22 protein-coding genes are annotated in these 22,784 nt (G+C 67.5%); 16 read left to right on the forward strand and 6 right to left on the reverse strand.

Going from position 1 to position 22,784, the window contains the following annotated elements; translation table 11 throughout:
• Positions 1-15 precede the first annotated feature (15 nt).
• The 9 genes from AC16DP_RS48740 (at position 16) to AC16DP_RS48780 (ending at position 8,246) form a co-directional block, all read left to right on the forward strand.
• Positions 16-483 carry a GNAT family N-acetyltransferase gene (locus AC16DP_RS48740; protein ID WP_329734590.1) on the forward strand — a complete coding sequence of 156 codons (468 nt, stop codon included), beginning with the start codon at positions 16-18 and terminating at the stop codon, positions 481-483.
• A 345-nt stretch (positions 484-828) separates the two neighbouring features.
• Entirely contained in the window at positions 829-1,974 is a 1,146-nt protein-coding gene (locus tag AC16DP_RS48745) for a hypothetical protein (RefSeq protein WP_329734589.1), read from the forward strand.
• A 2-nt stretch (positions 1,975-1,976) separates the two neighbouring features.
• On the forward strand, positions 1,977-2,804 hold the full coding sequence (locus tag AC16DP_RS48750) for a hypothetical protein (RefSeq protein ID WP_329734588.1): 828 nt from the start codon (positions 1,977-1,979) through the stop codon (positions 2,802-2,804).
• Positions 2,805-3,123: 319 nt separating this feature from the next.
• A complete protein-coding gene (locus AC16DP_RS48755) occupies positions 3,124-3,870 on the forward strand; it encodes a hypothetical protein (RefSeq protein ID WP_329734587.1) in 747 nt (248 codons plus the stop codon).
• A gap of 543 nt (positions 3,871-4,413) precedes the next feature.
• Entirely contained in the window at positions 4,414-5,022 is a 609-nt protein-coding gene (locus tag AC16DP_RS48760) for a hypothetical protein (RefSeq protein WP_329734586.1), read from the forward strand.
• 104 nt (positions 5,023-5,126) lie between these two features.
• Positions 5,127-6,092, forward strand: a complete 966-nt coding sequence (locus tag AC16DP_RS48765) for a type VI immunity family protein (protein ID WP_329734585.1) — start codon at positions 5,127-5,129, stop codon at positions 6,090-6,092.
• A gap of 24 nt (positions 6,093-6,116) precedes the next feature.
• Positions 6,117-6,278: a hypothetical protein gene (locus AC16DP_RS48770; protein WP_329734584.1), complete on the forward strand. Its 162-nt coding sequence runs from the start codon at positions 6,117-6,119 to the stop codon at positions 6,276-6,278.
• 138 nt (positions 6,279-6,416) lie between these two features.
• A complete protein-coding gene (locus AC16DP_RS48775) occupies positions 6,417-7,184 on the forward strand; it encodes a thioesterase II family protein (RefSeq protein ID WP_329734583.1) in 768 nt (255 codons plus the stop codon).
• A gap of 81 nt (positions 7,185-7,265) precedes the next feature.
• Positions 7,266-8,246 (forward strand): hypothetical protein, encoded by a 981-nt coding sequence (locus AC16DP_RS48780; RefSeq protein WP_329734582.1) that lies wholly within the window; start codon positions 7,266-7,268, stop codon positions 8,244-8,246.
• Between the two features lie 45 nt (positions 8,247-8,291).
• Here the strand turns inward: AC16DP_RS48780 and AC16DP_RS48785 are convergent, their stop codons facing one another.
• Positions 8,292-10,502, reverse strand: coding sequence for a M4 family metallopeptidase (locus AC16DP_RS48785; RefSeq protein ID WP_483957104.1), 2,211 nt, complete (start codon positions 10,500-10,502; stop codon positions 8,292-8,294).
• 197 nt (positions 10,503-10,699) lie between these two features.
• Between AC16DP_RS48785 and AC16DP_RS48790 the strand changes: the two genes are divergently transcribed.
• Positions 10,700-11,995 carry an AAA family ATPase gene (locus AC16DP_RS48790; RefSeq protein ID WP_329734580.1) on the forward strand — a complete coding sequence of 432 codons (1,296 nt, stop codon included), beginning with the start codon at positions 10,700-10,702 and terminating at the stop codon, positions 11,993-11,995.
• Here AC16DP_RS48790 and AC16DP_RS48795 read toward each other — a convergent pair.
• From AC16DP_RS48795 to AC16DP_RS48810, 4 genes are read right to left on the reverse strand one after another with little or no spacing between them, the layout of a single operon-like run.
• The gene (locus AC16DP_RS48795; RefSeq protein WP_329734579.1) at positions 11,980-12,873 is read right to left on the reverse strand and encodes an alpha-ketoglutarate-dependent dioxygenase AlkB; all 894 of its coding nucleotides are present in this window, start codon (positions 12,871-12,873) and stop codon (positions 11,980-11,982) included. The genes AC16DP_RS48790 and AC16DP_RS48795 overlap by 16 nt on opposite strands.
• Positions 12,874-12,896: 23 nt before the next feature.
• Positions 12,897-14,714 (reverse strand): caspase family protein, encoded by a 1,818-nt coding sequence (locus tag AC16DP_RS48800; protein ID WP_329734578.1) that lies wholly within the window; start codon positions 14,712-14,714, stop codon positions 12,897-12,899.
• Positions 14,711-15,406, reverse strand: coding sequence for a hypothetical protein (locus AC16DP_RS48805; RefSeq protein ID WP_329734577.1), 696 nt, complete (start codon positions 15,404-15,406; stop codon positions 14,711-14,713). Before AC16DP_RS48805 ends, AC16DP_RS48800 begins: the two co-directional genes overlap by 4 nt.
• A complete protein-coding gene (locus AC16DP_RS48810) occupies positions 15,403-15,921 on the reverse strand; it encodes an RNA polymerase sigma factor (RefSeq protein ID WP_329734576.1) in 519 nt (172 codons plus the stop codon). The genes AC16DP_RS48805 and AC16DP_RS48810 overlap by 4 nt, the downstream gene beginning before the upstream one ends.
• A gap of 255 nt (positions 15,922-16,176) precedes the next feature.
• On the opposite strand from AC16DP_RS48810, the gene AC16DP_RS48815 reads away from it, so the two are divergent.
• The 4 genes from AC16DP_RS48815 (at position 16,177) to AC16DP_RS48830 (ending at position 19,903) form a co-directional block, all read left to right on the forward strand.
• Positions 16,177-16,938 carry an MBL fold metallo-hydrolase gene (locus AC16DP_RS48815; protein WP_329734575.1) on the forward strand — a complete coding sequence of 254 codons (762 nt, stop codon included), beginning with the start codon at positions 16,177-16,179 and terminating at the stop codon, positions 16,936-16,938.
• Positions 16,939-16,947: 9 nt separating this feature from the next.
• Positions 16,948-18,012 (forward strand): hypothetical protein, encoded by a 1,065-nt coding sequence (locus tag AC16DP_RS48820; RefSeq protein WP_329734574.1) that lies wholly within the window; start codon positions 16,948-16,950, stop codon positions 18,010-18,012.
• 465 nt (positions 18,013-18,477) lie between these two features.
• Positions 18,478-19,056 carry a hypothetical protein gene (locus AC16DP_RS48825; RefSeq protein ID WP_329734573.1) on the forward strand — a complete coding sequence of 193 codons (579 nt, stop codon included), beginning with the start codon at positions 18,478-18,480 and terminating at the stop codon, positions 19,054-19,056.
• Positions 19,046-19,903, forward strand: a complete 858-nt coding sequence (locus AC16DP_RS48830) for an SEC-C metal-binding domain-containing protein (RefSeq protein WP_329734572.1) — start codon at positions 19,046-19,048, stop codon at positions 19,901-19,903. The genes AC16DP_RS48825 and AC16DP_RS48830 overlap by 11 nt, the downstream gene beginning before the upstream one ends.
• Positions 19,904-20,147: 244 nt before the next feature.
• Here AC16DP_RS48830 and AC16DP_RS48835 read toward each other — a convergent pair whose 3' ends face one another.
• Positions 20,148-21,059 carry an acyl-CoA desaturase gene (locus tag AC16DP_RS48835; protein ID WP_329734571.1) on the reverse strand — a complete coding sequence of 304 codons (912 nt, stop codon included), beginning with the start codon at positions 21,057-21,059 and terminating at the stop codon, positions 20,148-20,150.
• A 129-nt stretch (positions 21,060-21,188) separates the two neighbouring features.
• On the opposite strand from AC16DP_RS48835, the gene AC16DP_RS48840 reads away from it, so the two are divergent.
• Both AC16DP_RS48840 and AC16DP_RS48845 read left to right on the forward strand, forming a co-directional pair.
• Positions 21,189-21,602, forward strand: a complete 414-nt coding sequence (locus AC16DP_RS48840; RefSeq protein ID WP_329734570.1) for a hypothetical protein — start codon at positions 21,189-21,191, stop codon at positions 21,600-21,602.
• Positions 21,603-21,669: 67 nt separating this feature from the next.
• Complete coding sequence (locus AC16DP_RS48845; protein WP_329734569.1) at positions 21,670-22,782, forward strand: isopenicillin N synthase family dioxygenase; 1,113 nt, start codon at positions 21,670-21,672, stop codon at positions 22,780-22,782.
• The last annotated feature ends 2 nt before the right edge of the window (positions 22,783-22,784 follow it).

Below are 22,784 nucleotides of genomic sequence, written 5' to 3' on the forward strand. Positions count from 1 at the left end.
CCCCTGGTCCTGCCCATGAGCCTGCCCCTGAAGTTCCACCTCGATGACCTCTCCGGTGAGCCGACCCGCGCCCTGATCGCGAGACACCTCGCCGGCATGCACGCGAACTCTCCCCCGGAAAGCGTGCACGCCTTCGACATCGACAAGCTGCGGCACCCCGACGTGACGTTCTGGTCCGCCTGGTTCGGAGAGGAGATCGCCGGCTGCGGAGCACTCAAGCGCCTCGACGCCGGGCGCGGCGAGCTCAAGTCGATGCGCGTGGCCGACACCTTCCTCGGCCAGGGAGTCGGGAGGGCGATGCTCGAGCACCTCATCGCGGAGGCGAGGAAGAGGGGCATGCGAAGCCTGTGGCTGGAGACGGGCTCGTCCGCGGCGTTCACCCCCGCGCTCCGTCTCTACGAGAGCGCGGGCTTCGTCCGCTGCGGCCCGTTCGACGGTTACACCGATGATCCCTTCAGCATCTTCATGACGCGGGAGCTCTGACAAATCGGGGCAGGCTTCGCGCTACCCTTGGGGGGATGCAGAAGAAGAGGACCCCGGATGAAGCCCCATCGCCTCGGACTCGGCGGGTGTGTATAGCTCCAGGGAATGTCGCCCCCTCCCCGTTCCCACCGAGGCACGGCAGCGGCCCTGCTGACCCTGGCCGCCTGCATCCTGCTGGCAGGCTGTGCCACGGCGCCGCACTGGCGCCCAGCGCATGCACTGGCGCCTGCGCCGGGTGCCTGGCAGCTGTCTGCATCCCCTTCCGCGGAACCCAGGCCGCCCACCACTCCCTGGTGGGAGCACTACCGTCCGTTCATCCCCCGCGAGCAGGACACCTGCGCCCTGTTGCAGGAGTCGGCCCAGGTGGACGAGCACCTGCGCCTGGCCGCGAATCTCCCCCTCCAGCCCCAACAGGCCCTGGCCCTGTGGTCCTGGCTCGCCAAGGCGCCGCTTTCACTTCGCACCTTCGCTCCACGCACCGCTCTCGCCTGGCTGTCGCGCCACGCACTGACACAGCGAAGGCCACTGCCAGCCTCCGAGCTCAGCCCTCTGTGCGAGCGCTTCCTCTCCCTCGTCGTCATGCGGCCCGACGGCTATCTCGCCTCCGCCTCCAGCGGCCAGCCCTCCTGGCGCATGGGACAGGTGGTGCTGCGCGATGGCGCCCTCATGGCCGGCAACTTCTTCGTCGGCCGCCTCTACCTCTCCCATGCTGGCATCTTCTACCCGCTGGACGAGGAGCTGCGTCTCTCCAGCGGCACTCCCCTCGGTGAGCTGGGGCTGGACAAGGACCTCGTCAGCACCTCGCTGGACGGCGCCGAGGAAGCCCTGGCTCAAACCGCGCTCGCCCTGGCCGCCAGTGTGACGGACGTGGACGGCACGCTGGAGGGCCTGCGCCAGCTTCCCACCACCGTGGCCACCCTCATCGAGTCCTCTCCCGAGTACTTCGCCAGCTACCGGGACAGGCCCCTGCGCGAGCAGGTCCGGGAGGCCTCCCGCCTGTCCACGCACCTGCTCATGCTGGCGGGAGGTACGGCGGGCTCGGGCGTACGCATGGCTGGTACTGGAGTGCGGCTGCCGGTGTTGCGGCTCAATGCCCAGGGGTTGCTGGCCGTGGAAGAGGTGGCCGTGCCCATGGGAACGGTCACCACCGCGCTGGGCAGCGGCGCAAGCGCTCTCGTCCTCATGTCCGCGCCACCACCGCTCGACCCGAGTGCGGCACGGGCCCTGTACGACAAGGGCATGCAGGAGGCACGCAAGGCCTTCCCGCACCTGGCCGGTGGCCCCAAGCAGAAGCACCACCTCCACCCCCGCTATCTCGGCGGCCCGGACAATGGCCCCACCGTCCTCCTCGACCCCGCCTATCACCAGCTCATCACCAATGAGTTCCGAAAGAGTCAGGGCTATGGGCGCGGCACCCTGGGCCTGGCACAAGCCCTGGAAATCATGAGAGTGGTCTACTCAAAATACCCGCTCCCCGGAGTGCACTTCTGACCATGCGAGAAACCATCGAACTCAACATCTCGTCGGACAAGGCGGAGGACATCCTCCCTCCAGAGGTAGGAGAGGATCGGGGATTGACCAGACATCTGGTGCTTCCCTCGAACGATCCGCTCCTGGAGAAGATTCGAGAGCATGAGCAGGCATGGCAGCGGCGCGGTTCGACGATGCTCACCTACCTGGAAATCCATCGCGAATACACCCCCAGGGAGTTGAAACAGGCGGAGCGGCTCTGGATGCGCGTGCGCCCCTTCTTCGAGCCCACGGGAGAGGACTGCGGCACGGTGTATGACGAAACCACGGCCTGCCCGAAGTGTGGCTTCGGCGCCAGGCAAATCGGGCCCCTGCGCCTGGAACTGAAGCGCATTCCCAAGAGGGACATTGCCCGGACCCTGGGGGGAGAAATCGTGGTGTCGGCGCGGCTGGCCGAGCAGATGAAGGCCGCGGGCGTCCGTGGCTACGAGTTGGGTCCCGTGGTGAGCCGTCAGGGCAAGCCAACCCCGCACTGGCACCAACTCCTGCTGCCCGAATGCTCGGTGGAGCTCGCGCCCGAAACCCAGGTGGGCGCTGACTTCTTCGTCCCACAGCCCGATGAAGCCCGCTGCCCAGAAGGACACGTGGCCGGATTCACCGTCCTCTCCGAAGTCCACCTCCAGCGCGCCAGCGTGGGCGAAGCGGACTGGCTGTGCACGCGACAAGCCGTGGGCCCACGCATGGGTGCCTTCCGCCCCCTCCCCCTCCTGCTCATCTCCCAACGGCTGTACCAGTTCCTCACCTCGCTCGAGGTCAAGCGCTTCGACGTGGAAGTCGCATACCTGGGTTGACCGCACGGCGGACACATGCCGGTGGCCCCAAGCAGAAGCACCACCTCCCCCCCCGCTATCTTGGCGGCCCGGACAACGGCCCCACCGTCCTCCTCGACCCCGCCTATCACCAGCTCATCACCAATGAGTTCCGGCGACTGGCGGGCTATGGAATGAAACCGCCAATGTTCCATGTCGTGCTGGAAATCATGAAGAGGGTCTACGCCAGATATCCCCTCCCCGGGGTTCATTTCTGACCATGCGGGAACTCATCAAGGTACGGCTTTTCGCGGACGAGGCGAAACTGTTTCTTCCTCCTCATCTTGGACGGGAGAAAGGCATGTCACGCCAGGTGCTGCTCGACCTGGACGCCCCACTCGTCGAACGGATACGGCAGCATGAGCAGGAGAAACGCAGTCAGGGTTCAGTGGCAGTCACCTACTGGCAAATCCACAGGAAATACACGCCCAGGGAATTGAAGGAGGCGGAGTTGCTCTGGCTGCGCGTGCGCCCCTTCTTCGAGCCCACGGGCGAAGACTGCGGCACGGGGTATGACGAAACCACGGCCTGTCCGAAGTGTGGCTTCGGTGCCAGGCAGGTCGGGCCGCTGCACCTGGAGCCGAAGCGCATTCCCAAGAGGGACATCGCCCAGACCTTGGGGGGTGAAATCGTGGTGTCGGCGCGGCTGGCCGAGCAGATGAAGGCCGCGGGCATCCGTGGCTACGCGCTGGGACCCGTGGTGAGCCGTCAGGGCAAGCCAACCCCGCACTGGCATCAACTCCTGCTGCCCGAGTGCTCGGTGGAACTGTCGCCCGAAACCCAGGTGGGAGCCGACTTCTTCGTCCCACAGCCCGACGCGGCCCGCTGTCCGCAGGGGCACGTGGCCGGGTTCGATGTCCTCTCCGAGCTCCACCTCCAGCGCTCCAGCGTGGGCGAGGCGGACTGGCTGTGCACGCGCCAGGCCGTGGGCCAACGCCTGGGTGCCTTCCGCCCCCTCCCCCTCCTGCTCATCTCCCAACGGCTGTACCAGTTCCTCACCTCCCTCGAGGTGAAGCGCTTCGACGTGGAAGTCGCACACCTCGGCTGACACGGATTCGAAGGCCAGGCGTAAGGATGTGGGCAAGGCCCCGCGCTCCGGCGGGATAGGCCCTGGACGAGAAGAGTCAGGCGACAGCAGAACTCCTCTTCATCGCCCGGAAACAGCAGGCCTGAATGAGATATCCTTCGGACACATCCACCGGGAAGCCAAGCAACTCCGAGAGGAAATACAGGTGGCGCGCTGCTGAATCTCACCTCAACCCGCTGGTCGAAAGCCCCACGACCTCCATCCAAGGAGTGTGCTGTGCCTTCCCTACCACCTCGCTGGCCATGGACGCAGACCAGGCCGCTTCTGCTCGCCACCTCGGCCACAGCACTCTTCTGCCTCTTGTATTCCACCGCGCCCCGGGCGCAGCACCGTCCTCTGCCCCCCGTTCTCGTCCAGCCCCAGCCAGCATGGGGCGAGTCGCGCACCGGCGCGCGCCCTCGTTTCAACCAGTCCTGTGGCGCGGCGTGCGCGGCTCCCGTCAACCCGAGCACGGGAGAGATTCTCGCGCCAGCGGCGGCACGGCTCGCTCCCACCGCGGAGAAAGTGGTCCAGGTCATCGAGGCCGCCCAGGGACTCCTCACCCTTCAGCGGCTCCTCACCGAGGCGGAGTTGACCGACGTCCAGACCATCGTCGAGCAATGCGTGGCGCAAGCCCATGCCGATGTCAACGAGGCCTACCAGAAGCAGGGCGGGAAATTTCAGTTCAAGAATGGCAAGTTCCCAAACGACGCCGAGTGTGGCCGGCTCGTGCGATTCGATGAGCACGGAGACAAGGTCACCCTGGCCCAGGAGCTTGACATCCTGAAGCATGCCGCGGCATTCGCCTGCATCAAGGCGCGCCTCCCCGAGGAACTTCGAGACCATTTCTCCGTCGAGCCACGCTACAAGGGCGACCCCGAGGTCAACGGAGCCATCCTCACGAACAACAAGCCCGATTCCCTCAAGCCGGATGTCGTGCTGCATGCCACTCGAAATGCCACCCACATCCAGTGCGTCTTGGAGCTCAAGTTCCCCTGCTACGAAAAGCACCGGCTCGACCCATTGCATTCTCCCGGCGTGGAGGATCAATTGGAGAGCTATAAGCGCCTCGCCAGGAATTGCCAGGTCATTCTCGTCACCCCATCGGGGCGCACTCCGTATGGAGGGGGATGATGGCTGCTCATCACCCCCGCCTCCGTCTCCGGGGCCTTTCAGAAGGCCGGCTGCACCCCCCAGAGAAGCTCCCGCGTTCCCGGCGGCAATTGCTTGCGCGAGAAGTGGTCCGCATCGCCTTCTACATGCCGCACGACCACGCCGACATCTCCCTCGGGGTGGGCCACGCCCTCGACAGCTACATGCGCGCGGCCGGCCAGGGACCGCGGACCCTCAACCACGTCCACTTCTCCCATGACGAAGGAGCCCCTCTGACGGAGGAGTCCTGGGAGCACATACGCCTCATCCTTCACAGCACTCGGAGGGGGTCCTTCCCAGAGGACTACGCCCCGGAGAAGCGCGGGCAGATCGAAAAAAGAGGCTTCGAGAGGGGACTGTTGTTCACGGGAGGCCCTGGCAGCCAGAATGGCTACCAGTTCGAATACCAGGCCCGCATTCCGTGGCGGCCCGCTCCCGAAAAGCCCATGGTGAGCCTGCTCACCGCGACACTTCCCCTCGAGTATCTCGAAGAGCATGGGCCCACACGCGTGCGCCAGTTGGTCCTCGACATGGCCTCCAGGCTGCCGTTCGCCTCCGGCCATGCGGGCCTGGCCCTCCACCTCTACCGGGGACTCCGGCTCACGGACGACGCCTTTCGCGCAGAAGCCCTGCGCTACCCAGGCATTGATCTCCGAGCGGCCTGGCTCCACGAGAAGTGGATGGGCCATCGGGTGGATGGAGTCCACTGGCTCAACTTCCTCGGGCCACCGATTCTCGCCCAACTGGGTGGTGCCACCACGCTACGCTCCCGGCTGCACTCAGCCGAGACGACCCTGGTGGAGCTCGATGCGGAGCGCGTCGTCGTCTCTCTCGGAGAACAGCCGGATGCGGGAGATTCAACCACCGGAAGGACCCTTCCCGCCTACCGCGAGCTCGCCCAGGTGCTGGAGCCCTGGCTCGAACCGCTCTTCCTTCCGCGAGCCGCCGTGTCTGTAGAGCCTCCTCGATACACGAAGCTCCGCCTCACGGAGGTGGAGGCCCGGCACTGGTGGAGCCGCTTCCTCGAACGCCGAGAAGCATCCGGGCCCTGATGCCAGGCTCTCAACGAGGACTCGGTGAAGGACATCGGCGGAGCGCTCGCCCCCAGCCTCACGGACGTCCACGCCTGGCGCAACATGCGCGAGGGTTTCGGCCTGAAGGGCGGATGGCTGACCAACGGGCTGGACAGCATCCACTACACGTCCGAGGACTTCGACCGGCTCTCCGCCTGGGATTGAGCGCCGGGCGCCGGCAAGCCCGCGGGTGGAAGGACCTTGCACTCCGGGTCCCGCCGGACCTCAGTGACCAGCCCATGTCACAAGCCTTCCAGGGGGGTTGACGCGCCCCACCGACCCTTCGCAGCATGGACGTCCCGCATGCACGTCCCTCCCGTCTACCGCCGATGGGTCACCTGCCCCGAGCCGCGCCCCCAGGCCAGCTTGCGCCTGTTCTGCTTCCATTTCGCCGGAGGTGACGCGTCCGTCTTCCGGCTGTGGGCCAAGCAGCTGCCCGCCTCCATCGAGGTGTGCCCCATCGAGCTGCCGGGCCGCGCCACGCGCCGCAACGAGACCCCCATCACCCGCTTCCCCGATCTGCTCGAGAAGCTGGCGAGCATGATGCTCCCCTTCGTCAAGCAGATGCCCTTCGCCCTCTTCGGGCACAGCTTCGGCGGCGTCACCGCCTTCGAGCTGGCGCGCTGGCTGCGGCGCCACAACGCCCGCCTGCCCGTGCACCTCTTCCTGTCGGCCAGCCCGGCCATGCACCTGCGCAAGGGCCCCCCGCCCCCGCTCAGCCATCTGTCGGACAAGGAATTCCTCAAGGAGGTCGCCGCCCGGTTCGGCACGCCCCTCGAGGTGCTCTACAGCGAGGACTTCCGGCTCGGCGTGCTGCCCGCGCTGCGCACGGACGCGCTCGTCGGCGAAAGCTACCAGTACGCCCCCGAGCCCCCGCTGAACGTGCCCATCTCCTCCTTTGGCGCCAAGGAGGACAAGGAGGTCAGCCAGGAGGAGGCCGAGTCCTGGCGCCATCAGACCACCGGGCGCTTCCAGCTGCGCATGTTCCCGGGCAGCCACCTGTTCCTCTCCACCGAGCGGCCTCGCATCTACAAGGCCCTGCTCGAGGACCTGGCGCCGCAATTTCAGTGACGGGGCGCGTGTTTCCCGGCATCTACCGCCCGCCGCTGGCCTCTCCGGCCACCAGGCGGGCGGCCTCCGAGGAAAGCGCACGTGCACATCCGGTATTCCGAGTGGAAGAAGCCCACCGACGCCGCCTACGCCTTCCAGCTCCGCGCCGCGGGCTCCGGGCAGGCGGGCGGCTTCTCCCCGGCCATCCCCGGAGCCGGCCTCCGCCAGGACATCCGCGACGTCGCCCGCGAGGTCCTCACGGACGGGGAGGCGGAGCGCTTCGAGCGGCGGGTGCACCGCTGGCAGGGCCCGGAGGACGTGGTCGGAGCCGCGGGCGAGAAGCCCTACGCGGGCCAGCAGCTCACCTTCGAGGAGTCCCCGTGGTGTGACGCGCTGACGCTGCGAGACATCGACGCGGTGCTGCGCGGCCACGTGCGGGTGATGCGAAGCCCCACCGGGCAGGCCGACTACGTGCTGCGCGACCACCACATGCTGGACGTGGCCCTGTACCACTACCGGACGACGGGCGAGCTGCCCCGGAGCCTCTTCCACGCGGACCGGCACTCCGACTGGTGCAAGGACAGCTACCTGGAGGCGCGCGTGCCCCCGCAGGCCGCCACCTGGTGGAGGCTCTTCGAGGGGTTGAAGCGGCCGGAGGGCTCGGCGCCCGTGCTCACCGAGGAGGACATCTTCTTCACCACCGCCAAGGCCGAGCCGACCGCGACGATGACGGGCCGGGACGTGGGCTTCTCCACGCTCGTCCCCTGGTTCGTGGACACCTCGGCGCTGGACTGGCGGCAGGTGCTGGAGCGGCCCGAGGTCATCCAGGCGGATTGGGTGTCGTTGGATCTGGACTACTTCCAGCCCGCGCCCCAGCTGCGGCTGAGCGGAGGGCTGATGCGGGACGCGCGCTTCCACGGGATGATGGAGCGGGCGCGGGTGCGCGTCTTCGTGCTCTCGCCCCAGTTCACCAACGGGGGCGACAAGGTGGACCCCTGGGAGGTCCAGGGCAGCCTCCACTCGTCGCTGCGGCTGTTGAACCTGCTGCGCCAGCTGCCCGGCAACGTGCGGCGCGTCCCCTGAAAAATGGAACGGGCGGCCCCCCTCGGAGAGAGCCGCCCGCCAGGACTACGGCCTGGTGTAGTTGATGGTCAGCGTGTAGCTGGCCGTACCCGAGCCGGCGCCGCGGACCATGATGTACGCGTTGCTCTGGCCCGCCGGCACCGTCAGGGTGCACGTCTCGGACGCCGTGGAGGTGTTCGAGCGGCAGTCGTAGAGCGAGGTGGTGGGCGCCGAGCCGAAGCGCACGTACAGGTCGGGGTTGCGCGTGCCCGTCATGGTCACCTTGAAGGTGGAGCCGGCCACCACGCTGTACGGGCCGAAGTTGTCGCTCGCGTTCTTGCCCACGCTGTCGCTGAGCGTCTCGGTCACCGGCGTGCCACCGCCACCGCCACCACCGCCGTACGTGCCCTTGAGGGTGACGCCGGAGTAGGCGGAGTAGGCGTTGAGCATCACGTACCAGGTGCCCGCGGCCGGGTTGGTGAAGGGGCAGACCTCGGCGTTACCGCTCGCGTACGGGCGGCAGTCGTAGGTGCTGGAGCTGGGGACGGCGCCGTAGCGGACGTACAGGTCCGCGTCACCCGTGCCGCCGCTGATGTCGAAGGACAGGCTGGACTGACCCGCGGGCACCTCGAGCGCGTAGTACTTCTTGTTGCCGGAGCTGCCCGACAGGCTGCTCACCGGCACGCCGTTGGTCAGCGCGTTCACCACGGGCGGCGGAGGCGGCACGCCCACGGCCTTCCACGCCTCGTTCACCGCCGAGGCCTCGGCCGAGCCCACGCCGTAGAGCGTCTCGGCGGCCTGGACGGTGTACGTCTTGGCCTGCTCGAAGGTGGTGCTGGCCGTGAAGAGGTCCGTGTTGGCCTTGTAGAAGATGCGGCCGGCCTTCTCCGGGCCAATGGCGGGCACGGCGTTGGCGGACTTGCCGCGCGGGTGCACGCCGCCCTTGCTCAGCAGCGAGAACACCAGGTTGCTGATGCCCGAGCTGTAGTGCACGTCCACGCCCGAGGAGTAGTCGCCGTAGAAGTCGAGCGACACGCCGTCCTTCACCGGGTCATCCATGTAGCGGAGCGCGTCACCGGCGGTGCCGGGCGTCCAGATGTCCTCGCCAATCTTGAAGACGTCCGCGTCCACGGCCCAGTTGCGCGTCCAGCTCTCGCACACGCCGGCGAAGATGTCGGACATGGACTCGTTGAGGCCGCCGGACTCACCCGAGTAGATGAGGTCCGACTCGGTGTCCGTCACGGCGTGGGTGAGCTCGTGGACGGTGACGTCCAGGTCCTTGCCCAGCTCGATGGAGTCCGAGTTGTTGCCATCGCCGTACACCATCTGGGTGCCGTCCCAGTAGGCGTTCACGTAGTTGCTGCCGTAGTGGACGGTGCTGACGAGCGCGGCACCCGCGTTGTCGTACGAGTCGCGGCCGAAGAGCGTCTGGTAGCAGTGATAGGTGGCGCCCAGCATGTCGTAGTTCATGTCGACATGGGCGTCGCCGATGGCCGCCTGGCCCTCGCTGCGCTTGAGCGTGCCCGGCGTGGTCGAGGTGTTGTTGGCCGAGTACACCTTGCGGTTGAGCGCCGAGTGGATGAGCGGGTTGACGAGCAGCACGCCACCGCGCCGCGCGTCCACGTAGACCAGGTCGTCGGCGGGCATGCCCTCGCGCTCGCCCTTCACGCGCACCTCGTAGGCCAGCCGCGGCTCGGCGCTGCCCTCGGTGCGCACGTAGACCAGCTCCGCGCGGCCCTGGGAGGCGGCGCTCCGGGCGGTGGAGCCCTCCACGGCGGCCTTCAGCGCGGCCTCGGGGGCCACCTTCGCGGCGGCGGAGACGTTCGAGCCATCCCGCGCCGAGCCGTTGGCCGCGTAGACATTGCCCGCCGCGTCCACGTGCACGACGAGCTCGCCGCCCACCACGCGCAGGCCGTCCTTCGTCTGCTGGAAGCGCAGGTGCTGGTGGCCCCGCGCGTCCACGCTGGCGCGGCGGAACACCAGGTCGTTCTCGTTGAGCCGGAACACCGGCGCCACCAGGCTCAGCGCCTCGCGCACGTCCGGCCGCGCGCGCAGCCCCGCCGCCTGGGACGCACGGCCGAACTGGCCGCTCACCGCGTAGGGAATGCCCTCGTCGCTTCCCAGCACCCGGGCGCCCTGGATGCGCGCCAGCGCGGCCTGGATGTCGGAGTCATCGCCCCCCTGCACGGGCGTCCCGCCCTCCTGCATGGAGCCGCACGCGGCCAGGCTGGCTCCCAGCCACGCCACGCAGAACGTCCTCACGAACCGGTTGCTCACGAAGCACTCCTCTGAAGTAGAGGCGACTTTCTTGACATACCTATTGATTGCGCTTCAAGGCACTGTGATGATTTTCACGATTTTTTCTGATTGAGTTGTATAAACGCGGACGCGTGAGCACTTGGTTGTTCACCACTGAAGTGGCACGGTGCGTGGTTTTTCTTTTTCTGAGAAAAGAGAGGCACTTCGGCACCGCCATGAAGCTCACGAAGCTCCACATCCACGGCTACCGGGACATCGCGCCAGGCACGGAGCTCGTGTTCGGTCCAGCACTCAACCTGGTGCTCGGAGAGAACGGCACCGGCAGGACGACGCTGCTGGAGCTGCTCTCGCGCGTGCTCGCCTCGGACTTCTCCGGGCTCATCCGCGAGGAGTTCTCGCTGGAGTACGCCCTCGACTTCCCGGGGATGGAGCTCCACATCACCGTGCGCAACACGCGGGCCACGGGCGCCGCCCCGCCGCCCGTCACCTCCGAGAGCCCGGCGCTGCTGCGGCCGCGGGCCCCGGAGGCCAGGGCGGAGCTCGAGCCCTTCATGGAGCTGGTGCTCGCGCTGGACGCCCCCGGCCCCCGGCTGGTGATGCGCGCCGATGCCACCGGCGTGGCCTGGGAGGTGGACGGACAGCCCGCCTATTCACAGACCATGTATTGGTCGCTGTTGGACCGGACCGTCTGGGTGGTGCTCTTCATGACGGCCCAGCGGCTGGAGCCCGAGGTCCGCGAGCCACTCAAGGAGTTGCTGCGCCGCACCTTCCTGCTCGCCCCCGCGCGCTTCGACGAGGCGCTCGGGACGTTCCAGCAGATGGGCAATATCCAGTATGGAATGGAGATGCGGGGCGACGAGGTCTTCCCGCTCGGGTTGATGTGGCTGCCCACGTGGATGCCCGGGCTGTTGCGCGAGCGGGTGGCGCGCGAGATGCCCGCGCCGGCCGGCCATCTCGACATCCGCCACGACGAGGTGGAGCGGAGCTTCCTGGCGAGGTTCGTCGCGCTCGCGGGCTTCAGCGCGGGCACGTTCCGGGTGGAGCTGCTGGACAAGCGCAGCTACGAGGGCGGCGGACGTCTGGAATTCGGCCGCTTCGGCTTCCACTTCACCCGGCGAGATGGCGTGGTGCTGACGCAGGAGCAGCTCGGCCACGGGCAGAAGCGGCTGCTGTCCTTCCTGTACTACCTGGACGTCAACGAGGACTTCGTCATCGCCGACGAGCTGCCCAACAGCCTGCACCCGCGCCTGGTGGAGGCCTGTGTGAGGGAGCTGGGCCGCCGGCAGTGCTTCCTCACCAGCCAGAACGCGTCCCTCTTCGAGCACCTCCCGCTCGGCTCCGCCGAGGAGGCCCGTGCGTCGCTGCTCCACTGCGGAACGGAGCTGCGGGACGGCCGCGAGTGGAAGGTGTGCGCCAACCCGTCACCGGAGACGGCCGCGAAGCTCTTCGGCACCTACCAGCGGGGAGACACCCCGCTCGCGGCGCTGCTGCGCACTCACGGGTTGTGGTGAGGCGGGTGCGCCTCGCGCTCCCGCTCGAGCTCCTGGCGGAAGAAGGCACTGTGCCGGGCGAGCGTCTCCATGTAGGGCCGCACGTCCTCGCGGGCCTCGGGTGAGAGCTGGGCGTAGGGAATCACGTGCTCGTCCGGCACGTAGCGGAAGGTGAGGTTGATGCGCCGGGTCTTGAAGTCCGGCAGCTCGGGCGGGAGCAGGTGGCCGGCGCGCGTGTCCACCCGCTGCACCCGGTGGAACGTCTGCTCCTTCCACCGCGCGCCCCCGAAGAGTTGGAGCGACCCATCGTCGAGCCACTGCTCCAGCACCACCTCGTCGCGCTCGCCCGGGCGGGTGGAGGTGACGAACTGGATGAGCGCGCGCTCCCCGAAGGACAGCGAGGCCACGGGCCCGGGCTCGAAGTCCTTGTGCTCGCCCACGCGCGCGGTGTCCACCCAGCGCCCGTCCTCGAGGCGGCTGCCGTAGAAGTTCACCAGGCAGGTGTTGAGGTGCCAGCGGGGCGGCATGTCCGGGCCCCGGAACATCCGGCGCGCCAGTTGCTCCACCTTGTCCACCTGGCGCTGGAGCACCGCCGGGAAGGGCTCGGCCTTGACGCAGCGGTCCTTCACGCCCTTGGGCGGCCGGTAGTAGTCGAGGCAGGCGAACTGCCAGTTGCCCAGCCAGTAGACCGGCCGTAACAACCGCCGCTGCTCCTGCCCCGGCGGAGGGGGGAAGTGCTTGGAGTAGCGCTGCTCCCACAGGGGGTGGAGGGCACCGAGCCACGCGAGGATCTCCGCGCGGTCCGCCGCCGGGAGGAAGCTCGCGTTGTAGTGGTGGCCCGGGGTGCGCTGGCGGGCCTTGTGGGCCAGGGAACGGCCATAACGGGGAGGAGGCGCCATGGGAGTCTCTCCCCTACCACACCTCAGAAGGTGGCGAGCACGCCCGCGCTGAACTGGCTCGACGTGGACCTCTCGGCTCCCGGCTGCAAGCCCAGGGAGGCGTTGCCCGTGAGGCTCCAGACGTCGTTGAGGTGGATGGACAGGAGCGGGAACGCCGTCCCATGGAAGCCGCCGAGGTTCAACCCCACCCGGACGTTCAGCCCCCCACGATGGAGGATGCCATCCTGGAGCACGAGCTCCTCCGAGAAGATGGCCCAGGCGGAAACGCCGACGGCCAGGGTCACCACCTCGCCCAGCGTCACGGAGTAGCCGGCTCCCACCGAAGGCACGGGGTTCAACCTGAGCAGCACCGTGTCGGACCCGGAGGTGAAGAAGGAATGGTTGACCGACGCCATCGCATGCACGCTGCTGGAGTCCGACACCCACCACCGCGTCCGCAGACCCGCCACCACCTGGATGGTCTTGAATTCGGGGTGGACCGTGCCGCTCACCTGGGGCACCCACTCGGTCCGGCCCGCCTCCCCCAGGCGGAAGGAGAGCGTCGGCGTGGGAATCCCGAAGAACAGCTTCACCGGGCGGGAGAACGCCAGCGAGGGCAATCCCGCCACGGACAACTGCAGCCGATCCGTCAACCCCACACCGTAGCCCACCGACAGGCTGGGAGGGATCGCATAGGCGATGGGAAGGGGATACGAGCCGTCCTGCGCCACCTCGCCATACCCCACCGACATCGACAGGCCCACCGCGTGGGTGCCGGCCGGGAGGGTGGTGAGGGTGGCGGCCAGCGGCCGGGCATAGCGCTTGGCGGCGAGCCCCGGCGCCCCCACCAGCTCCAGGTTCTCCTCGAGCACCGTCACCGACTTGCCGGCCTCCACCTGGAGCTCCCGGGCGAACGTGCCCTCTGGCGTCCTGCGACGCACCAGATAGGGCCCCACCGGCAGCGCCATGCGCAGGGCACGCCGGCCCTCGGGCACCTCCAGCACCACCAGTCCGGTGTGCAGCTGGATGACCTGCAGGGGTCCCAGCTCCTGCCGCACCTCGAGCGTGCTGCTCGCGCTGGCCAGCCGCGTGAGGGGCAGGTCCTGCCGCCCGCGCAGCCGCAGGTCGAAGCTGGGGTGCTGCACCGCCTCGCCGCGCAGCGAGGTGTCGCGGATGGTGAGGCGCTGCGCATAGGCGAAGGCCTCGCCCACCGTCACCTGTCCGTCGTCGCCCTCGTCCGCCGCGCCGCGCAGGCCGGCCACCAGGTGGTGCGTGAAGAAGGAGCCCTGGAGCTCATCCGTCTCGTGCGACGCCTCCTGTCCCGTGCTGGAGGCGAGCAGCACCGAGCCCTCGCTGGACAGGGCCAGGGGCACCTCCACCGCGAAGGGCGCCGCCGGGGAGAGCCCCTTGGCCCGCGTCCAGCTCCCGCCCTGGCAGGCGTCGAGGATGCCCACGCGCACCGCGGCCCGCTCGTCCTCCAGCCGCGCCCGGAGCGCCTTCAGCTCCAGCGGCTGGCCGTTGGGATAGAGCGCCCGATCGTCCGAGTGGCCCGAGTAGTAGAAGAGCAGCAGTCCCTCCCGGCCCTCCTTCCCGAGCCGCTCCAGCCGCGAGTCCAGCGCCGCGAGGACGCGCGAGGGCTCCGGGTCCTCCAGCACCAGGACGTCGTCCCGGGAGAACTGTCCGGCCTCGACGAGGACGGAGGCGACGCTGCGCGCGTCCCGGTGCGCGTACCGCAGGGGCGTGCGTCCGGGAGCGGCGCGGTTGGCGCCCACCACCACGGCCAGGCGTTTCACGTCCGGGGAGCCGGTGTCGGGTGGAGCGGCGGTGAGGGCAACGAGGGTCAGGGCGAGCAGTGCGTTCATGGCGAAGCGGGCCGCGAAGAGGGTTTGGAGAGGGTGAGCGGGAGGACCCACAGCGACTCGTCGCGCGTGGGCGCCTCGTGGAGCGGGGCCAGGGACTGAACGGAGACGGGCGCGAGGCCGAGGACGACGAGGAGCCGCTCGGGCTGCTCGCCGGGCTCCACCCGCCAACTGGTGGGCAGGAGGGTCTCGCCGCGCTCGGGCAGCGGGCCCTCATGGAGCACCTGCCAGGTGTCACCGTCGGCGGCGGCCACGGTGAGCCAGGTGAAGCCCTCGGGCATGACCTTGAGGCGCAGCAGGTCTCCCTCGGCCACCGGGGACTCGCCGTCCCACAGACGCACCGTGTCCCCGGTCTTCACGTAGAGCGCCACCGCCGGGCTGCCCTTGCTGCGCAGGCCGGCCCTCGGGCCCGGGAGCGTCTCCGTCGCCGTGCGAGGCACCCACAGCACCAGGGCGAGCCCCGCCGCGAGCGCCGCGACGCCCCAGGGCGCCAGGCGGGCCAGGAGCGAGGGAGCGCGGCGAGGCGGCTCGTTGGCGAGCGCCACGGCCCAGGACGGCACCGGCGGCGGCCGGCCCAGGGAGTCGACATGCCCGGCACAGCGGGGACAGGAGGCGAGGTGGGTCCTCACCTCCTCCGTCATGTCCCCGAGCGCGGCGCGGTCCAGCGCCAGGAAGGAAGGGTGGGAGGTGCTCATCGTTCCTCCTCGCGCCAGGGCCCCAGCCGCGCCTCGAGGCGGGTGAGGATGCGGCGCACGGTGCGATCCGACAGATTGGTGACTTCGCCGATTTCCGATTGGGTGAGGCCGTCCAGCCGGTGCAGCAGGGCCACCTCGAGCTCCTCGGCGGGGAGGCTGGAGGCGAGCGACTGGAGGCGCTGACGCACCAGCAGCACGGACTCGATGCTGGGAGCGGGGTGGGCGGTGGTGTCCTGCAGGGCGGCGGACATCTCCACCGGCTGGCGGCGCTGGCGGACCCGGAGCTTGTCGATGAGCAGCCGGGTGCTCACCCGGTAGAGCCAGGGCACCACCTCGTGCACGGGGCGCTGAGCCATACCGGAGCGCCACAGGCGGATGAAGGCCTCCTGGGCCACCTCCTCCGCCTCCGCCGCGTCGCCGAGGGCGCGGGCGCACTTGTTCTGGAGCAGGGGGAAGTATTGGCGGTACGCGGCCGTGACGGTGGCCGACGCACCTTCACGGGGCGGCGCGCTCATGGTGGGAAGAAGCAGGCATGCGGTTTCCTGGAGCATTCCCCCGTACAACGAAATGCCCCGGAAAAAGCGGACACGGCCTCACGGGCCGGGCGGGCGGCTCGGGCGGCTGAGCACGTACGAGGCGCCGACGAGGGAGGTCTCCGCCCCGGCGGTGCCTGGCTGCTCCTGCTCCATGGACGGTTCCCCCGGCATGGCCGCGCCTTATCGCACTCTGGGGTACTGTTCCACCGGCCCCGTGGGCCGCTCGAGGTGACGATGAAGCGCGTGTTGAAGATCGCCGGTCTGGTCCTGTTGGTCCCCGTGTTGGGAGTGGTGGCGCTGTTGCTGGTCATGGTCGTTGGCAACGGGGAGATTCCCGATGGACGGGAGCTGGAGGGCTTCGCCCGGGTGGTGAAGGACGGCCACGTCGGCGTGGACGTGCTCGACGCCGGGGAGGGCGCGGTGGTGCTCATCGACTCGGGCAATGATGCCGAGGGGAAGATCGTCCTGGGCGAGTTGAAGCGGCGCGGGCTCGGGCCGGACGCGGTGAAGGCCATCCTCCTCACGCACGGGCACGCGGACCACGTCGCCGGGTGTCACCTCTTCCCGAAGGCCGAGGTGATGGCGCTCGAGGCGGACGTGCCCATCGCCGAGGGAAAGGCGCGCAGTGGAAGCCCCATCCTCCGGCACCTGCCGCCCACCAACCGCGACGTGCGTGTCACCCGCGCGCTGAAGGACGGCGAGACGCTCCAGGTGGGCACCCTGTCCATCCGCGTGTTCTCCATCCCCGGCCATACCCAGGGCAGCGCGGCGTACCTCGCCAACGGAGTGCTGTTCCTCGGAGACAGCGCGGACGCGACGAAGGACGGCAAGCTCGTGAGCGCCAAGTGGCCGGTGACGGATGACGTGGAGCAGAACCGCGCATCGCTGAAGGCGCTGGCGGCGAAGCTGAAGCCCGAGGAGGTGAAGCACATCGTCTTCTCGCACACCGGGGTGCTGCCCGGATTCGCACCGCTCCGCGACTTCGCGGCGAACTGAGGGGCACACGTGAAGATCTTCCAGCACCTCCTGCTCGGCGCACTGCTGCTCGGACCCGTGGCCCATGGGCAGGAACAAAGCCCGGCCCGGACGGAGAAGGCGGCCCCCGCGCCCGCGGTGACCGAGTCCACCCTGTCGCTGCTCGAGCCCGCGAGTGATGGCTGCGAGTGGGCCCAGGTCGATGCCGTCACTTCTACGCGCCGGGTCATCGTGAAGCTCGCGGTGGACTGCCAGGGGGCGAGCACCGCGCTGAGCCGGGATGGCAAGCAAGGCGTGGCGAGGTTCTGGCGCGGGGGAGTCAGCCAGCCCGTGGTGGGCAAGCCCACGTTCCCGGAGAAGTTCCCCTCCCCCGCGTTCCGCGACCGCCTGTTCCTCGTGGACATGGCGACGGGTGGTGCCGAGGAGCTCCCCCTGCCCGGCTCGGGCGAGCTCATCGAATTCGGCTTCGACGCCAAGGGCCAGTTGCTCGGGCTCACGATTCAGAAGCCCACCCCGGAGCAGGAGCAGGTGGGCGCGGCGGAGGTGGATGGAAACACGATTCGATTCAGGCTCAATGGAACCATGAGACGCCCGCTGTTGGCCCACGCCTTCGTCTGGCGTGACGGAGCGTGGACGCGGCTGGATGTGAAGGCGAGCGATGAGGCCTCGGGGACCGGCCTCCTGCCAATCCGCAAGGAATTGGGTGAACGCTCGAGCCGTGTGTTGGATCCGCGCTTCGCGCCCAGGGAGATCGAAGACGACGCACTGCTGGACCAACTGTATGCGTTCACCCCCGAGCAGCCCGATGGCGAGTGGGCCGCACTGGTGCGTGGTGGCTACACGCTGGCGGTCTGGGGCACGCCCTTTGGTGAGGAATTGCTGGCCACGGGCCTGCTGCGAAGAGTGGATAAGGGAAAGGCGGTCGCGCTCCCCGGTCACACATTCCGCGAGAACGACCTGGTCAGCATCCAGTCACGCGGGTCATTCCTGCTCATCTCGCTCGCCGATTCCGGTGGGCATCCGCGCATGTACCGGGGGAAGAAGCTCGTCTGGAGCTCGGAGAACGCGCGGGCGGTGACGTTCTGGCCGAAGTGACCGGGTGACGCATTCGCCCTCTTTCTGTAGAGGAGGGCGGGGAGCCCGACCCATGCCCGCCCTGGGTCTACATCCGGCAAGACAGCCCCATCGAAGTCTGGACGCAAAAGGACTTGGCCCCGCCACCAAACGGGAGCTACAGCGCATTGGCGGGCTGCGGCTAGAGCACAAACTCTCCCAGGAGCAAGTAGGATGCGGGGGTTCACCCCAAGTATCTAACGCGACTAGAGGGTGGAGGCGGCAACGTCACTCTGGCACTCTGGTAGCCGCATCCGTGGCATACAGAGCAACCTACGCGAGTTGTTGCCCAAGGAGGCAACGGAGCCCTGATCCAGCAGTGTGACTTATGTATCCGTCGAGGACAACCCGAGCAGGCAACTGAGGGCAGTGCGACACTTCCCCCACCATTGGAATCAAGGGCGGACAGGCTATGATGTGATACAGCCCTCCACAGAAAGGGACAACATGCACAACAAAGAATTCACGGAACCAGTGTGTACCATCGAGGCTAGCGACAAGAGCTTCGATTATTGGAAAAATCGCGAAGATACTACGCCAGAACTCCGAGAAGGAATTGCGGCAGCGAATATGCTTATCGTGCCGTCAGAGTCCTACCGCGATTTTCGTGAGCCGACCTTCCCCACTGGGACAGAAGAGTTGCTCGAGTACCTTCGGGAGAATTCGCCACCAGAATTGACGCCAGAAATCTACGCCACCGATACTACATATCAGGAATTGGCGCTTCACGCAGACATTCTCAGGATCGCCACGCTCGTAGTAGAATTTGGCATCGTCCCTCTTGCCATTGGATTGCTATCCAACTATCTATACTCGCGCCTGGGTTCTCGTCGCGACAACACAACAGTCATATTTGACATGCATATTACCGGCCACCGCCAAACAGCAAAGGTTCACTACGAAGGCCCAGCACCTGCGTTCGAAGCCTCGATCAAGAAGGCGTTGGAGACTCTCCAAGCTAATCCTGACGCTGCTCTCCAGCAATCCAAACCCATCGTAAAGAGCAATGACCCTCATGGACATTGACGCAGCCTTCAGTACGCTCTCTACGCTTCCAACCTCCTGGGGTTCGTGGGATGCACATCCTATTCTCGAGGCTTTGCAGGCGGAAAAGAGCAAGGCAGTCGCCACCTCAGATCAAGAGCGGGCAAAACGCACTTGGTGTTGCGAGCAGGCGATTCTCATACACGAGGAATACATCAACGCCTTTCGCCTAATGAAGCGAGGCGAGTTCTACAATGCATGGTGCAATCTTGAGAAAGCAGAGCGCGGCCTTGGGTGGCTAGAGCGCCATTTCCCGTTCACACCAGACGACTATCACTTGGCGTTTACGTACCAGCAGATCGGTCGTTTTCAAAAACTCTTTCCGTATGCATATTTCGCCAGTCCGGAGATGGTGGCGCGCGAGAAAACCTGCAACATCTGCGGCGCCCGTGTCTCCATTCGCTCCCCATGTGGTCACCGCGTCGGCGAGGTATACAACGGCGAACTTTGTGTTAGAAAGGTCTCCAAATCGGAATTCATTGGCATTGCCCTCGTCCGAAACCCCGTTCAAAAATACTCTGTCCCCTTTCTCCTAGATCCAGAGACCAGCAAGTCCAGAGATCATTACGACTATTCGCTGATCAATTTTATCGTGGACCGATTGGCCTCTCCATACCATGGGTGGTCTTTTGAATGGACGAAGAAGCGGCATCCGCATGCTCGCTTCAAGAGCACAGGTCGAAACGATCCCTGCCCATGCGAATCAGGCGTCAAATACAAGAAGTGCTGTTGGTCAAACCCCGAGGGTGTTCTTCGTCCGCACTGCGAGATTGATTTCGAAGTCCCTCCGCCTTCGAATTTGTCGATGTTTACATATTCAAAGAGGTGAATCGCCAAGCCGTAGTCGCCGCACGGGGGATTATCACCTAATCGTTTATGGATTGAGCCCTCGTTTGGGGCCTCAGGTTCCCTGATAGCGTTTTACCTTTCCCCTGGGAGTCGATCTCAATATCCCTCTCTCTGCCCTGTCCCGCTCACTAGTCGGCTGGGTTTGGGAAGAAGATGTCCGCGACAACTCCCGCTCTCATCCCGTGCCGGTCGAAAGTGTGAGGCTGACAGTTTTCCTCATTCCCTTATCCTAGAGGGAGAGGAGACATACACGAACTCCCCATGGGGAGAGGCTTGGCATGGTGAGCGCGCGACTGCTCGCCCGGTTTAAGGATGTCAGTAGCCAGCCCCATCGCGCGCAGCAGCGTGAGGAAACCCCACCCCAGGTCCAGTTCCCACCAACGGATTCCCAGCCGGGCCGAGCGCGGGAACGTGTGATGGTTGTTATGCCAGCCCTCGCCCATGCTCAGCGCTCCGAACAGCAGGTTGTTGAAGCCCTGCACCGCCGCGCCCTCGTTGTGCCACCCGCGATAGCCGTGCCGGTGCGCCACGTAGCCCACGAGCCAGTGGCTCGTCACACTCACCGCCACGCGCACGAAGCTCCCCCACACCAGCCAGGGCAGCCCACCCACCGCCAGGAACAGCACCGCCCAGGGCAATTGCTGCAACATCCAGGTGCGCTGGAGGAAGCCATAGAAAGCATCCGCCTCCACCTGTCCGTCCAGACGGGGCTCGAAAGGCCGGGCGAACTCGAAGCGGCAGTGCAGGTTCCAGAAGTAGTCGCGCCACATGGGCTGCCGGTGCGCGAAGTAGTCGTGGCACCAGGGCTCGTTCTGTTGGAAGTCCCGCGTGTTGTGCATGCGCACCAGCGCGCGCGGCCCATCCAGCCCCACCAGCACGCCCAGGTAGGTGAGCGCGTACTCCAGCCACACGGGCACCCGGTAGGAGCGGTGGATGAGGCCCCGGTGGATACCCACCGAGTGCCCCGCGCACAGCGTCAGGACCGTGCTCCCCACGAAGAGCCCGAAGGCCGACGGAGTGAACGTAGGCACCGCCCCCACCACCGCGACCAGCGACACGAGCCCGAACCACAGCGATTTCGCGGGGTTCCACCGCACCTGCCCGTCACCCGGGCGCACCGTGTTTCCACCAGACATGACCACCTCCACCGGGGAGTACCGGAAGAGGTGGCGGCGGTTGCGGGGAGCCCTCGAATCCTGTCCCGGAAGCCGCTCGTGGCCTTCGCCTCGGCTCGTGGCTACCTCAACACCAGGGAAGGTGTGGACATGCGCGAGAGCATCCTGGCGGCCGCGATCGCGGCGATGACCTGGGCAGCGGCGGGGACGGCCAGCGCCCAGCAACAGCAGATGGCGGGCACCTACCAGCTCCAGCAGCCCATGGCAGGCAGCCAGGCCCTCCAGCAGCCGATGGCGGGCACCTACCAGCTTCAGCAACCCATGGCGGGCACCTACCAGCTCCAGCAGCCCATGGCGGGGAGCTATTACCTCCAGCAGCCGCTCACGGAGCGCTATGGCCTGCAGGCGGTGCCCCCGGGCGGCTACTACCTCCTGCAGCCCCTCCCGGGGAGCTACTCCCTCCAGCAGGTGCCTCCGGGTGGCTACTTCCTCCTGCCCGTGGACCCCAACGAGGCGCCAGCGGACACCGGGCTGGAGTCCTGGCCCTGGCCCCAGGAGCCCTGACAGGCGGAGCCTCTCCACTGCGAGCGTATTCCGCTGGGAGGCGAGGCGCGATACACCTGGGGTCGCCATGGCAGAGACCCCGATGAACATCCCCACCGTCGACCTCACCGATCTCTCGTCGAAGGACCCCGCCCGCGTCGAGCGCGGCGCGGCGGCCATCCGGGAGGCCTTCGGCGTCTTCGGCCTCGTGTACGTGAAGAACCACGGTGTCGATGCCCAGGCGCTCGAGCGCTTCTACGACGCGTTCCGCACCTTCGTCTCGTGGCCCACCGAGGCCAAGCGGCCCTACGGCCGCGCGGACATCTGGTACCAGCGCGGCTGGACGCCTCCGAACACCGAGGTCGCCGTGGCCAGTAATGGCCAGCCGGACTTCAAGGAGTGCTACTTCGCCGCGCCCTACCCCTCCGACGAGAGCTCGGCGCTCGAGTTCCCGCAGATCTACCCCGAGAACGTGTGGCCCTCCGATGCGCCGCCGTTCTTCCAGGACGGCCTGCTCTCGCTCGGCCGGTCGCTCCACGAGGCGGGGCTCGGGCTCCTGCGCGGCGCGGCGGTGGCGCTCGGGCTCCCGGAGGCGTCCTTCGCGGATCTCTGCCAGCGGGCCCCCCACGTCACGCGTGCGCTGCAGTACCTGCCCCTCACCGCCTCCCAGGTGAACACCGGCATCGTCTGGGGCGAGGAGCACACGGACTTCAACCTGCTCACGCTGCTGCCCGGGGGCCGGTTCCTCGACCCCCAGGGGCAACCGGAGAAGAGCCCCGATGACAAGAGCGGCCTCTACCTCCGCACGCGCCCGTCGCCCGAGGAGCCCAGGGGGCGGATGGTGCGTGGCACCGCGCCCGCGGGCTGCATCGTCGCGCAGGTGGGCCAGCAGCTGGAGATCCTCACGGGAGGCACGTTCCTCGCGACGCCGCACGTCATCACCGCGCCGGGCGTGCCGGGCTGGCAGCGTCAGTCGGCCGCGCACTTCATGCACGTGCACACCAACACGGTGCTCTTCCCGCTGTCGAAGTTCCGCACCCCCGACGCCGTGCGGAACTACGCGCCCCCGGTGCTCGCGGGCACGTATGACATCAAGACGCTGGTGGACATCGGCCTGGCGCCCCCGAGCGCGCTGGATCAGCTCGGCTACCGCCACTACGACCGGCTCAACCAGATGCGCGCGGGAAGCGCGAAGTCCTAGAG

Source organism: Archangium sp., assembly GCF_057119385.1.